We start from the raw sequence: 14,002 nt of genomic DNA, 5'->3' as shown, positions 1-14,002 counted from the left end.
TTTTCAGACGGTGAGGGAAATTACATTGACGCGGTGAAGGTACGGGTAATGACGTCCTTCTGCTGTTCTTTGGTCAATGAATTGAAGCGTACCGCATAGCCGGACACACGGATGGTCAGGTTAGGGTAGTCTTCCGGATGTTCCATGGCTTGCACCAGCATTTCACGGTTCATCACGTTCACGTTCAGATGCTGACCGCCTTCAACGCCGGCTTCATGATGGAAATAACCGTCCATCAGGCCCGCCAGGTTGGCCCTGCGCACATCTTCATCTTTACCCAATGCTTTAGGCACGATGGAGAAGGTGTAGGAAATACCGTCTTTCGCATAGGCAAACGGCAGTTTGGCAACCGAGGTCAACGAGGCGACGGCGCCTTTCTGGTCACGGCCGTGCATCGGGTTGGCGCCCGGTCCGAACGGCGCGCCTGAACGACGTCCATCAGGGGTATTACCGGTCTTCTTACCATAAACCACGTTCGAGGTGATGGTCAGGATGGACTGGGTCGGTACCGCGTTACGGTAGGTCGGCAGTTTCTGAATTTTCTTCATGAAACGTTCCACCAGGTCGCAGGCGATATCATCGACGCGTGAGTCATTGTTACCGAACTGCGGATATTCGCCTTCGATATCAAAGTCAACGGCCATGCCTTCGGCATCACGGATAGGCTTAACCTTGGCGTACTTGATGGCGGACAGTGAGTCGGCGGCAACGGACAAGCCGGCGATACCACAGGCCATGGTACGGTATACGTCGCGGTCATGCAGCGCCATCAGCGCGGCTTCGTAGCTGTACTTGTCATGCATATAGTGAATGACGTTCAGCGCGGTGACGTACTGTTTAGCCAGCCAGTCCATGAAGTGGTCCATGCTGCTCAGCACGGTATCATAGTCCAGTACGGCATCCATGATTGGCGCGGTTTTAGGGCCAACCTGGATTTTGGCTTTTTCGTCCATGCCGCCGTTGATTGCGTACAGCACCATTTTGGCCAGGTTGGCGCGGGCGCCGAAGAACTGCATTTGTTTACCGACAACCATCGGGCTGACGCAACAGGCGATAGCGTAATCGTCGTTGTTGAAATCGGGACGCATCAGGTCATCGTTTTCATACTGTACGGAAGACGTATCGATAGACACCTTGGCGGTGAATTTCTTCCAGCTGATCGGCAGTTTTTCCGACCACAGGATGGTCATGTTCGGTTCAGGAGCCGGTCCCATGGTGTACAGGGTATTCAAGAAACGGAAGCTGGTCTTGGAAACCAGGGTACGGCCGTCAACGCCCATGCCGCCCAGGGATTCGGTGGCCCAAATCGGGTCGCCGGAGAACAGTTCGTCATATTCCGGGGTACGCAGGAAACGGACCATACGCAGTTTCATGACCAGGTGGTCAATCAGTTCCTGTGCTTGTTCTTCAGTGATTTTGCCGGCTTTCAGGTCGCGTTCGATAAAGATATCAAGGAACGTCGAGGTACGGCCGAAGGACATGGCGGCGCCGTTCTGGGATTTCACCGCGGCCAGATAGCCGAAGTAGGTCCACTGCACGGCTTCCTGCGCGGTGGTTGCCGGAACGGAGATGTCGCAACCGTATTTGGCGGCCATTTCCTTGATTTGCGCCAGGGCGCGATGTTGTTCGGCGATTTCTTCACGCAGACGGATAGTCGCTTCCAGATCTTCGCCGTTTTCCATTTTGCTTTGCAAAGAGGTGAACTGGGCGAATTTATCTTTCATCAGGAAGTCGATGCCGTACAGGGCGATACGACGGTAGTCGCCGATGATGCGGCCACGGCCGTAGGCATCGGGCAGACCTGTCAGGGCCCCGGTTTTACGGCATTTCAGGATGTCCGGAGTATAGACATCGAACACACCCTGGTTATGGGTCTTGCGGTATTCGGTAAAGATTTTCTTGATTTCCGGATCCAGCTCGCGGTCATACGCTTTGCAGGAGCTTTCAACCATCTTGATGCCGCCGAACGGAATCAGGCCGCGTTTCAACGGCGCGTCGGTTTGCAGGCCGACGATTTTTTCCAGGCCCTTGGCGATATAACCGGCGTCATGGGAGGTAATGGTAGAGGCAACATCCGTATCAAAATCAACCGGCGCATGGGTGCGGTTTTCGGTTTTGATGCCTTCCATAACCTTGCCCCACAGTTCCGTGGTGGCGGGAGTAGCACCTGCCAGGAAGGCTTCGTTGCCTTCATAGGGGGTATAGTTTTTCTGGATAAAGTCACGAACATTGACTTCATTCTGCCAGTCGCCTTTGCTAAAACCTTCCCAAGCAGTGGCTAGTTTTGTGTTCAGATCGGTCATTGTATACCTACCTTCTAATGTGGATTTCTTGAAACCCGGCTTTACGATGCGAGACAAACAGGTTAATGCTTGTTCCCACCGCGCAGATAAATCATCCAGTACGTCAACCCTACCAGTAACCCCCCGCCGATAATGTTGCCGATGGTAACCGGTATCAGATTATCGATGATAAAGTTGCTAATGGTCAGGTGTGAAAACTGTTCTGGTGCCATCCCAACGGCCTGCCAGAATTCCGGCGCTGCGAAATTCTTGATAACGATGCCCAGCGGGATCATAAACATATTGGCGATGCTATGCTCAAAACCGCTGGCAACGAACATCGCGACCGGGAAAATCATGGCGAACATTTTATCCGTCAGGCTGCGGCCGGAATAACTCATCCACACCGCCAGGCAGACCATCAGATTAGCCAGGATCCCCAGACATACCGCTTCGATAAAAGTATGGTGCATTTTATGATCGGCGGTTTGCAAAACGTTAAGGCCCCACGCGCCGTTTGCCACCATATGCTCACCGGAGAACCAAATCAGGGCGACGAAAAACAACGCGCCGAACAGGTTGCCGATGTAGACGTTGATCCAGTTGCGAACCAGCTGTCCCCAGGTGATGCGTCCGCTGGCTTTCGCCACCATGATGAGCACCGTGGAGGTGAACAGGTCGGCGCCGCAAACCACCACCAACATTAATCCCAACGAAAAGCATATACCGCCGATAAGCTTGGAGATGCCGTAAGGCATGGTGCCGGCACCGGTGGTAGCTGTAATATAGAACGCGAAGGCTATGGAAATAAAAACGCCGGCGGTAATGGCCAGAAAAAACGTTTTTGACGGTTGCTTGGTTGCTTTATAGACGCCCGCCTCTTCAGCAACTTTCGCCATGGCATCGGGTAATTTCAGGTCAAAAGGGTTGTCAGACTTCACACAAACTCTCTCGTTGGATTAATTAACGACCTAATTCTAACAAACGAGTATAGAGCAAAAATTGATATAGATCATAATGGCCCAAACTTAATCCCCCTTGACAGGCAAGATAAGACGTCTCATTTATTTCAAATATTTGATAAATATAGAAAAAATAAATTTTAATTATTACATAAAGATTTGAAGACCACATTTTTTGTACATTTTGACGCGTTATGAAATAGCCATTAATGTGGGTAATTTGTTTCATCCGGACCTATTATTTTGCCGGATTTTACTTTCCTGAAACAATGACGCTAAAAAGGAAACGTCAATAATCGCGCGGTTATCTTCATCGCGGCTTCCTATTTATGGCTCTACTATACGCGCAAGGCACAAAAAATGCAGGGTTATCTTGTGGCCCACGGGCACGGCGGGCCGTCGTCATGGCCGCCGGGCGCGGTGCCCGACGGTCGTGCATGTGATGCCGGGATGTTCACCGTCCCGGCGCGGCGGATCGGCGGTTTGCAGCGGCGCGCCGGCGTAACCTTATGCCGGGCGCCAATAGCGGCGTTTGGCCGCCTGCAGCTTTTCATAGGCGGCAAGCAGGGCGCGGTGGGTGGGCAGGGCGTGCAGGTCGCTGTCGATATCGAATAAGCCGTAAAAACAGTTTTCGCCCTTAAGCGCCGCCTGCGCGCGCTCAAGCGTGGCCTGGCCGTACATGCGCGCAAAGGCAGCAACATACTGCTCCAGCTCGCGGTCCGGTTCCTGGGTCAGCAACAGCAGGCTATGCAGGCAGCGGTAAAAATTTTCGCGTTCCGGCGTAAAAACCGATGCATTGAAGTCCCTGGTCCATTCGGTCCACATCAGCGCCTGCTCCAGGTCGCCGCCCGCCAGCGCCAGCATCACCTTCAGCTCGCCCACGCGCAGGGTAAACCAGCCGTTATCCCTGCCGGTCGCCAGCCCCAGCAGTTCCCGGACGCGGGTGAAGTCGTCCAGCCCTTCGTCGTCCAGTTGCTCTATCAGCGCCAGGTAGCGCTGCTTCGGCCAGCGGCTGCCGGGCAGGCTGGTCAGGGTGGCGCGCAGATGGGCGGCCATGGTGTTATTGGCCAACAGCAAGTCTTCAACCGGATAGATATCCGACATCCCGGGCACCAGGATGCGGCAGGCATACACATCCAGATGCTCGTAATCGGCGATATAGACTTCGGCGTGCAGGCGCTGGAAAATGGCCATCAGAGTGGTGAATTCGTCGCCGGTGCTGCCGCTGAAGTCCCAGTCGGCAAAGTCGTAATCAGCATCCTGCTTAAACAGATCCCAAGAAATCAGGCCGCTGGAGTCGATAAAATGGGTTTCCAGATTGGTCTGCTCCGCCACTTCCTCGTCGTCAAAGGTCGGCGGCGTGAACACATCCAGGTCTTTCAGGCTGCGGCCCTGCAACAATTCGGTTACCGTGCGCTCCAGCGCCACGCCGAAGTCCGGATGCGCGCCAAACGAGGCGAAGCAGGTGCCGTTGGCGGGATTAAACAATACCACGCACATCACCGGATACAGCCCGCCCAGCGACGCGTCATAGGCGAAAATCGGGAAGCCCTCCTCTTCCAGGCGGGCGATGGCCTCGATCACGCCGGGATAGCGGGCCATTACCGCCGGCGGGATAGCCGGCAGGCTTATGGACTCGGCGATAATCCGGTTCTTTATATGGCGCTCGAACACTTCCGACAATGCCTGCACCCGAGCTTCATTGGCGGTATTGCCCGCCGACATGCCGTTGGAGACATACAGGTTGCCGATGATGTTCACCGGGATATACACCGTCTGCCGGTCAGACTGACGCTCAAACGGCAGGGCGCAGATGCCGCGCGCGGCATTGCCTGATTGCAGGTCGACCAGCGCGGGCGCGGTCAGTTCCTGCTGCGGATCGTAAAATGCCCGCAGGCCATCGTCGAGGATACCCGACGGCAAACGGCCATCGGCGGGCAGCGCGAACCATTTCTCGTTGGGATAATGCACGAACCCGTCATTGGCGATACTGGCGCCAAGATAAAAATCGGCAAAAAAATAGTTGGTGGACAACCGCTCGAAATACTCGCCCAGCGCCGACGCCAGGGCGGCTTTTTTACTGGCGCCCTTACCGTTGGTAAAACACAGCGGACAGTCGCGATCGCGGATATGCACCGACCACACGTGCGGCACGGGATTGAGCCAGGAAGCCTCTTCGATATTAAATCCCAGCGCGCCGAGCTGCTGGTAAAAGCGGGCGATGGAGTCTTCTAGGGCGGCGTCTTTACCGGGAATAAATGTTTGTGACATGCAGGTTCTCTTTTTATTGTCTTGAAAGGCGCATAATACGGTGTTTTCTGCCGTGCCTCCATGTATTCCCCCGATCGTGAGCGCGGCAGCGGCCGGTTTTATCCGCCCTGGCGCCGTTAAGACCGGGTGCGGGTGGCGGCGCTGAAATTACGCCCGATAAGCAATAACCGTTGCGACGCCCCGATGCGAGTGATAAAAACGATAGAATGAGTATTAACGAATTTTTTGGCCAACGTGGTGGATGGAAATGAATCAGGTGTTCAATTTTAGCGCCGGTCCGGCAATGATACCGGTGGAAGTCTTGCGGCGCGCGGAGCAGGAACTGTGCAACTGGCACGGTCTGGGTACGTCGGTGATGGAGATCAGCCATCGCAGTAAGGAATTTATCGAGGTGGCCCGGGAGTCCGAACAGGATCTACGCGAGCTGCTGAGTATTCCGGACCATTATAAGGTGCTGTTCTGCCACGGCGGCGCGCGGGCGCAGTTTGCCGCGGTGCCGCTCAATCTGTTGGGCGACAGCGCCAGCGCCGACTATATCGACGGCGGCTACTGGGCGCACAGCGCCATAAGCGAAGCGCAAAAATATTGTGACCCGAAGGTTATCGACGTCAAAACACGGATTGACGGCCTGCGCGCGATTAAGCCCATGCGCGAATGGAACTTATCCGCCGACGGCGCCTACGTGCATTACTGTCCGAACGAAACCATCGACGGCCTGGCGATTGATGAATTGCCTGATTTCGGCGATAAAGTGGTCGTCGCCGATTATTCCTCCACTATTTTGTCCCGTCCCCTGGATGTCAGCCGTTTTGGCGTGATCTATGCCGGCGCGCAGAAGAATATCGGCCCGGCGGGCCTGACGCTGGTGATTGTGCGTGACGACCTGCTGGGCAAGGCGCGGCGCGAGCTGCCGTCGGTGCTGGATTATAAGGTGCTGGCGGAGAATGACTCCATGTTCAATACGCCGCCCACCTTTGCCTGGTACCTGTCCGGCCTGGTATTTAAATGGCTGAAGGCGCAGGGCGGACTGGTGGAAATGGACAAACGCAACCAGGCCAAGGCGGATACATTGTATCATTACATCGACCAAAGCGATTTCTACCGCAACGATGTCGCCCCGGCCAACCGTTCGCGCATGAACGTGCCCTTTTTACTGGCGGATGCGGCGCTGGATAAACTGTTCCTGGATGAATCCTTCGCGGCGGGGCTGCACGCGCTGAAAGGCCATCGCGTCGTGGGCGGGATGCGCGCTTCCCTGTATAATGCCATGCCCCTGGCGGGCGTCGAGGCGCTGGTGTCCTTTATGGATGGATTCGCCCGGCGCCATGGCTAACTCCGTACTGACGGGCAGGATGGGCCGGGTCGTTAAGCCGCGGTAAATACCGCCTTGGAAACTCCGGCGCGCCGTTGCGGCTCTCATCCGTGAGAGCCGCCCTGCGGGTCAACGCCTGTGCGTTATTTTAAGGCGTTCCCGGCGCGCCGCGCTTTGCCCTCCTTGCCTATTACCCCCGCTTCACGCTGTTGTGCGGGTTTATAATCGCCTGAGTTTTTGTTTTTGCTGGAGAACGCGCTTCACATGCTGGAATCCCTGACCCTACAACCGGTGGCACTTGTCGATGGCACCATTAATCTTCCCGGCTCGAAAAGCGTTTCGAACCGGGCGCTGTTGCTGGCGGCGCTGGCCGACGGCACCACCCGCCTGACCAATCTGCTCGACAGCGACGATGTGCGCCATATGCTCGATGCCCTGGCCGCGCTCGGGGTCGTCTGCCGGTTAAGCGACGATCGCAGGACATGCGAGATCGATGGCCGGGGGCAGGCCCTGACCGCGCCGGCGCCGCTGTCGCTGTTTCTCGGCAACGCCGGCACCGCCATGCGGCCCCTGGCAGCCGTGCTGTGCCTGGGCCGGCATGACATTACCCTGACCGGCGAGCCGCGCATGAAAGAGCGTCCCATCGGCCATCTGGTGGATGCCCTGCGCCAGGGCGGCGCGGAGGTGGATTACCTGGAGCAGGAAAATTACCCGCCGTTGCGTTTGCGCGGCGGTTTTCGCGGCGGCGATATTACCGTCGACGGCAGCGTGTCCAGCCAGTTTCTCACCGCCCTGCTGATGACGGCGCCGCTGGCCGCCGGGGATACCACCATCCGCATCAAAGGCGAGCTGGTTTCCAAGCCGTATATTGATATCACCCTGGCGTTGATGAAAACCTTTGGCATACAGGCGCGCCATGACGACTACCGGGTGTTTTACCTGCAAGGCGGCCAGAAGTATCGCTCGCCGGGCGAGTATCTGGTGGAGGGCGATGCCTCGTCCGCGTCTTATTTCCTGGCGGCGGCGGCCATCCGCGGCGGCACGGTGCGGGTTACCGGTATCGGCAAAAACAGCGTGCAGGGCGATATCCGCTTCGCCGATGTGCTGGAGCGCATGGGCGCCACCATCCGCTGGGGCGATGATTTTATCGAATGCCGCCGGGGCGGGCTGCACGCCATCGATATGGACATGAACCATATTCCCGACGCCGCCATGACCATCGCCACCACCGCCCTGTTCGCCGACGGCGGCACCACCACCCTGCGCAATATCTACAACTGGCGCGTCAAGGAAACCGACCGGCTGGCGGCCATGGCCACCGAGCTGCGCAAAGTGGGCGCCGGCGTGGTGGAGGGCGAGGACTATATCGCCATCACGCCGCCGGCCAGGCTGATATCCGCCGCGATCGACACCTATAACGATCACCGTATGGCGATGTGCTTCTCCCTGGTGGCGTTGTCCGATACCCCGGTGACTATCCGCGATCCGAAGTGCACCAATAAAACCTTCCCCGATTATTTCCGCCAACTGGCCGCCATCAGCACCCTGGCGTAACCCGCTTTTCCCGTTTATTCACCGGCCGTGCGGCGCGCCGGTGAATGAAAACGCGCGCGCGGTGTCTTAATTTCACGATCCTGACGCCGAAGGGTAACCGTTATTCCTTATGATGCGTATAATGCATCATAGTAAATTCATTATTTATGGAACCAGAATCAAACCGCTGAGAGGAGAAAACAATGACAGCAGTAGTCCCGGTGATCACCATCGACGGACCGAGCGGTGCAGGGAAAGGCACGCTGTGTAAAGCATTGGCGGAAGCATTAGGGTGGCATCTGCTGGATTCGGGGGCCATTTACCGCGTCCTGGCCCTGGCGGCGTTGCACCACCAGGTCGATATCAACGCGGAGGAAGCGCTGGTGCCGCTGGCGGCGCATCTCGACGTACGCTTCAAGGTACAGGCGGGCGAGCTGGAAATCATCCTCGAGGGCGAGGATGTCAGCGGTGAAATCCGTAACGAGGAGGTGGGCAATACCGCCTCCAAGATTGCCGCGTTTCCCCGGGTGCGCGAGGCCCTGCTGCGTCGGCAGCGGGCATTCCGCGAGGCGCCGGGCCTGATTGCCGACGGCCGGGATATGGGCACCGTGGTGTTTGCCGAGGCGCCGGTGAAGATTTTTCTCGACGCGTCCTCGGAAGAAAGAGCGCACCGCCGCATGCGGCAGTTGCAGGAAAAGGGCTTTAGTGTTAACTTTGAACGCCTTTTATCCGAGATAAAGGAAAGGGACGAACGCGACAGGAACCGCCCGGTGGCGCCGCTGGTTCCGGCATCAGATGCTCTGGTACTGGATTCCACCCGCATGACTATCGATGAAGTGATAGCTCAGGCATTGGCGCATTCACGGCGTATACTGGCGTTGTCGTAGCCTTGGAAACAACTACCCCGTTGCAGGGACTGGCAATAGGGCGTGTAAAACAACCCCATCGAGCAGGATGCCGGATGGACGTTAATCAAAAACACCTGAAGATTATCAAATATGACAGAATCTTTTGCTCAACTCTTTGAAGAATCCCTGAAAGAAATCGAAACCCGTCCCGGTTCCATCGTGCGCGGTACCGTTGTTTCCATCGATAAAGATGTCGTACTGGTTGACGCCGGTCTGAAATCCGAATCCGCTATTCCTATTGAGCAGTTTAAAAATGCTCAGGGCGAGCTGGAAATCAAGGTTGGCGATCAGGTCGACGTCGCGCTTGACGCGGTGGAAGACGGTTTCGGTGAGACCCTGCTGTCTCGCGAAAAAGCCAAGCGCCATGAAGCCTGGCTGATGCTGGAAAAAGCCTACGAAGAAGCCGCGACCGTTACCGGCATCATCAACGGCAAAGTGAAGGGCGGTTTCACCGTCGAACTGAACGGCATCCGTGCGTTCCTGCCGGGTTCGTTGGTTGACGTGCGTCCGGTACGCGATACCCTGCATCTGGAAGGCAAAGAGCTTGAGTTTAAAGTTATCAAGCTGGACCAGAAACGTAACAACGTGGTGGTTTCCCGTCGCGCGGTGATCGAGTCCGAAAACAGTGCGGAACGCGATCAGCTGCTGGAAAACCTGCAGGAAGGCATGGAAGTTAAGGGTATCGTCAAGAACCTTACCGACTATGGCGCGTTTGTCGATCTGGGCGGCGTCGATGGCTTGCTGCATATTACCGATATGGCCTGGAAGCGTGTTAAGCATCCGAGCGAAATCGTCAATGTCGGCGATGAAATCACCGTTAAGGTCCTGAAATTCGACCGTGAACGTACCCGTGTTTCCCTGGGCCTGAAACAGCTCGGCGAAGATCCGTGGGTGGCTATCGCCAAACGTTACCCGGAAGGCACCCGCCTCACCGGCCGCGTGACCAACCTGACCGATTACGGCTGCTTCGTTGAAATCGAAGAAGGCGTCGAAGGCCTGGTTCACGTTTCCGAAATGGATTGGACCAACAAAAACATCCATCCGTCCAAGGTTGTTAACGTGGGCGACGTGGTTGAAGTCATGGTTCTGGATATCGACGAAGAACGTCGCCGTATCTCCCTGGGCCTCAAGCAGTGCAAAGCCAACCCATGGCAGCAGTTCGCCGAAACCCATAATAAGGGTGACCGCGTCGAAGGCAAGATCAAGTCAATCACTGACTTTGGTATCTTCATCGGCCTGGACGGCGGCATCGACGGCCTGGTTCATCTGTCCGACATCTCCTGGAATGTTGCCGGCGAAGAAGCCGTGCGCGAATACAAGAAAGGCGACGAAATCGCGGCCGTGGTCCTGCAGGTTGACGCAGAACGCGAACGTATTTCACTGGGCGTGAAGCAACTGGCTGAAGATCCGTTTAATAACTACCTGTCTTTGAACAAGAAAGGTACCATTGTTACCGGTAAAGTCACTGCAGTTGACGCTAAAGGTGCTACAGTTGAATTAGCTGGCGGCGTTGAAGGTTACCTGCGTGCTTCCGAAGCATCGCGTGACCGCATTGAAGACGCTACCCTGGTCCTGAACGTGGGCGACGACGTTGAAGCTAAATTCACCGGCGTTGATCGTAAAAACCGCGTTGTCAGCCTGTCCGTTCGTGCTAAGGATGAAGCTGATGAGAAAGATGCTATCGCCACTGTGAACAGCACCAACAAGCAGGAAGATACCAGCAATTTCTCCAGTGCAATGGCTGAAGCGTTCAAGGCAGCTAAAGGCGAATAATAATGGGGGAGCGGCGAGACGGCCGCTCCTGGACGGTAGCTAAGTTGGGTCGTGTTCCTGCTTTATCCGCTGGAATGCGCACTTGGAGGAACTATGACCAAGTCTGAACTTATTGAAAGACTTGCTGGACAGCACGCTCATATCCCGGCAAAAATCGTCGAGGATGCTGTGAAAGAGATGCTCGAACATATGGCGACCACCCTCGCCGGCGGTGAGCGCATTGAAATCCGTGGTTTCGGCAGTTTTTCACTTCACTACCGTGCACCGCGTGTCGGACGCAACCCTAAAACCGGGGATAAGGTTGAACTGGAAGGCAAATATGTCCCCCATTTCAAGCCCGGCAAAGAGCTGCGCGACCGCGCCAATATTTATGGCTCATAATGCCTGCGGGCGTTGACCCACCGGCGTTGTAAGCCAGCCGCAAACAAGACACCTTCGGGTGTCTTTTTTTATGCCTGGACGTCAGCGGCGGTGAAAAAAGCGCCGCCGGTTGCGCCAGGGCAAATGCGCGCTTGCGCGCAGCCTGGCGCGCCCGGCTGTTAAGGCTATCTTATTGTCCTGAAGCGGCATCGCCTTATCACATACCCCTGATGGCGGCGACCGATGGCATGGACAATACTCGGCGTCACTGTCATGTCGCCAGGATGGCACGCCGATGATTGCCGGACCCTATTACTGATGCCGTTATCCGTTAACCATATGGCGTTTTGCGCCATAGCCGGCATAGTGCCCTTGGGCTTTTTACCCGTATTGCCGGCCCCCACCGCGCTGCATGGCGTTGCGCTGGCCGCCTGGGCCTTGCTCTTATTTCCCGCTCCAGGGTGCCGTTTAGCGGCGGTATTTCTGGCCGCGTTCGCCTGGAGCGGTTTTTGCGCCATACAATTACTGGAGCAGACGGCGCTATTATCCCAACCCAGGGCTATCGTGCGCGCCCATATCGTCAGTATCCATCATGGGCATAACCCGCGCGCGGGCGCGGTGATTAAAATAACCCAGGCCGGGGGCAAACGGGTGTTTCCTCCGGTCCATGCCGCCATCAGCTGGGCGTCGCTGCCGGAGCGCTGGTGCGCCGGGCAGCAGTGGAAAATGATGCTGAAGCTGCGCCCCCAGCATAGCCGGCTCAATCAGGGCGGTTTTGACAGCCAGCGCTGGGCCGTCGCCAATCATCAACCGCTGGTGGGCCGGGTCGTCAAAGCCAAAGTGGAAGACGCCCGCTGCGGCTTGCGGCAAAGGCTTATCGACAACGCCGCCGCCCGGTTCGCCGATCTGCGCTGGCCGTCCATTTTACTGGCGCTGGGGTTTGGCGAAAGCTGGGGCATGCCGGAGGATCTACGCCTGCTGTTACAGCAAACCGGCACCGCACATCTGATGGCCATATCCGGCCTGCATATTTCACTGGCGGCCCTGTTTGGCTGGCTGCTGGCGCGCGGCGGCCAGTTTGTCCTGCCCGGGCGCTGGGTCGGCCCGGTGATGCCGCTGGCGATCGGCTGGCTGGCCGCGGCGGGGTATGTATGGATTTCTGGCGTGAATTTTCCGGCCATCCGCGCGCTGCTGGCGCTGACGCTATGGCTCCTGCTGCGTATGCGCGGCGTGTGCTGCGGGGCCTGGCAGGTTTGGCTGTGGTGCGTGGCGCTGATAGTGGTTACCGACCCGCTTAGCGTGCTGTCAAGCAGCCTGTGGCTGTCATGCCTGGCGGTGGCGGCGCTGATTTTCTGGTTTCAGTGGGCGCCGCTGCCGGCGCGTTTCCAGTCCGGGCTGCGCTGGGCCTGGCTGCGCTGGATACATTTGCAGGCCGGCATGACCCTGTTGCTGCTGCCGCTGCAATGGGGATTATTCCACGGCGTTAATCCGCTGTCGCTGCCTGCCAACCTGTGGGCGGTGCCGCTGGTGTCGTTTATCACCACGCCCCTGATCCTGGCGGCAATCTGCCTGGGCATGCTGCCGCCGCTGAGCCGTCTGCTGTGGTATCTGGCCGACCAATCGCTGACGCTGGTCTTTATGCCGCTGGCGCCGCTACAGCGTGGGTGGCGGGATTTGCCGGAAACCGGCATCCTGTGGAGCATCGGCGGCTGGCTGGCGGTGATTATCTGGCGTTTCGGCTGGTGGCGCACCTATCGACTCAATATGCTGGTGCTCGGCGCGCTGCTGCTGGCACCGCGCGACAGGGCGGATCGGCCTCGCTGGCGGTTGGATATGCTGGACGTCGGCCACGGGCTGGCGGTGGTGGTGGAGCGCCATGGTAAAGCGCTGATATATGATACCGGCGCCGGCTGGCGCGGCGGCGATATCGGCAAAGCGGAAATCCTGCCTTATCTGGCCTGGCGCGGTCTGTCGCCGGAAGGTATTTACCTCAGCCACAGCCATCAGGATCATATCGGCGGGCTCGGCACCCTCAAACGGGCGTTCCCGGGGGTGCCGGTCGCCAGCTCTTACCGCGGCAATGGCCATCTTCCCTGCGTCGTGGGACAGCGCTGGCAATGGCAGGGACTGACGTTCAGCGTCCTGTGGCCGCCGGCGCAGGTTAAAAAAGCCGGCAATGATGATTCCTGCGTGATCAAAATAGAGGACGGCGCGTTCAGCGTGCTGTTAACCGGCGATATCGAGGCGCCGGCCGAGCGGGCCTTGCTCAGGACCGCCCGCGGCCGGCTGCGCGCCGATATTCTCCAGATCCCCCACCACGGCAGCAAAACCTCGTCCACCCGGGCCTTTTTACGCGCGGTGCGTCCAGCGGCGGCGCTGGCGTCGGCGGCGCGCTTTAATCCCTGGCGCCTGCCCGCGCCGCTCATCAGGGAGCGTTACCGGCAGGAAGGCATCGCCTGGCATGATACCGCCCGCTCAGGTCAGGTCAGTATTCATTTTTATGACAATAATTGGGTGATAAAAGGATATCGGGAGCAAATTATGCCACGTTGGTATCACCAGTGGTTTGGCGTCCACGCCGATAATGAGTAGAATGGTCGG

At 57.5% G+C, this 14,002-nt stretch carries 9 protein-coding genes; 6 read left to right on the top strand and 3 right to left on the bottom strand.

The genetic code is table 11. The features are described from left to right. Window positions 1-20: 20 nt before the first annotated feature. From pflB to ycaO, 3 genes are all read right to left on the bottom strand, one after another. Window positions 21-2,303: a formate C-acetyltransferase gene (gene pflB, locus ACL2XG_RS08455; RefSeq protein ID WP_413722383.1), complete on the bottom strand. Its 2,283-nt coding sequence runs from the start codon at window positions 2,301-2,303 to the stop codon at window positions 21-23. 62 nt (window positions 2,304-2,365) lie between these two features. After that, entirely contained in the window at window positions 2,366-3,223 is an 858-nt protein-coding gene (gene focA, locus ACL2XG_RS08450; RefSeq protein WP_410015906.1) for a formate transporter FocA, read from the bottom strand. Between the two features lie 528 nt (window positions 3,224-3,751). Continuing rightward, window positions 3,752-5,515, bottom strand: coding sequence for a 30S ribosomal protein S12 methylthiotransferase accessory factor YcaO (gene ycaO / locus ACL2XG_RS08445; protein ID WP_413722384.1), 1,764 nt, complete (start codon window positions 5,513-5,515; stop codon window positions 3,752-3,754). A 247-nt stretch (window positions 5,516-5,762) separates the two neighbouring features. Between ycaO and serC the strand changes: the two genes are divergently transcribed. The 6 genes from serC to ACL2XG_RS08415 all read left to right on the top strand — a co-directional run bounded on the left by serC (window position 5,763) and on the right by ACL2XG_RS08415 (window position 13,993). Beyond that, entirely contained in the window at window positions 5,763-6,848 is a 1,086-nt protein-coding gene (gene serC / locus ACL2XG_RS08440) for a 3-phosphoserine/phosphohydroxythreonine transaminase (protein WP_413722385.1), read from the top strand. A 243-nt stretch (window positions 6,849-7,091) separates the two neighbouring features. Next, window positions 7,092-8,381 (top strand): 3-phosphoshikimate 1-carboxyvinyltransferase, encoded by a 1,290-nt coding sequence (gene aroA / locus ACL2XG_RS08435; RefSeq protein ID WP_413722386.1) that lies wholly within the window; start codon window positions 7,092-7,094, stop codon window positions 8,379-8,381. 182 nt (window positions 8,382-8,563) lie between these two features. Then, the gene (gene cmk / locus ACL2XG_RS08430) at window positions 8,564-9,247 is read left to right on the top strand and encodes a (d)CMP kinase (RefSeq protein ID WP_410015902.1); all 684 of its coding nucleotides are present in this window, start codon (window positions 8,564-8,566) and stop codon (window positions 9,245-9,247) included. Window positions 9,248-9,358: 111 nt separating this feature from the next. Beyond that, complete coding sequence (rpsA, locus tag ACL2XG_RS08425) at window positions 9,359-11,041, top strand: 30S ribosomal protein S1 (protein WP_410015901.1); 1,683 nt, start codon at window positions 9,359-9,361, stop codon at window positions 11,039-11,041. Between the two features lie 93 nt (window positions 11,042-11,134). Further along, window positions 11,135-11,422, top strand: a complete 288-nt coding sequence (gene ihfB, locus ACL2XG_RS08420) for an integration host factor subunit beta (RefSeq protein WP_331120830.1) — start codon at window positions 11,135-11,137, stop codon at window positions 11,420-11,422. Between the two features lie 252 nt (window positions 11,423-11,674). After that, window positions 11,675-13,993: a ComEC family protein gene (locus tag ACL2XG_RS08415; RefSeq protein ID WP_413723596.1), complete on the top strand. Its 2,319-nt coding sequence runs from the start codon at window positions 11,675-11,677 to the stop codon at window positions 13,991-13,993. Window positions 13,994-14,002: the final 9 nt, after the last annotated feature.

Origin of the sequence: Sodalis sp. RH24, from assembly GCF_047324145.1 — a bacterium.
Taxonomy (GTDB): domain Bacteria; phylum Pseudomonadota; class Gammaproteobacteria; order Enterobacterales; family Enterobacteriaceae; genus Acerihabitans.
Note: the sequence above shows the minus strand (reverse complement) of the source record. Positions and strands in the feature narration are given on the sequence as shown.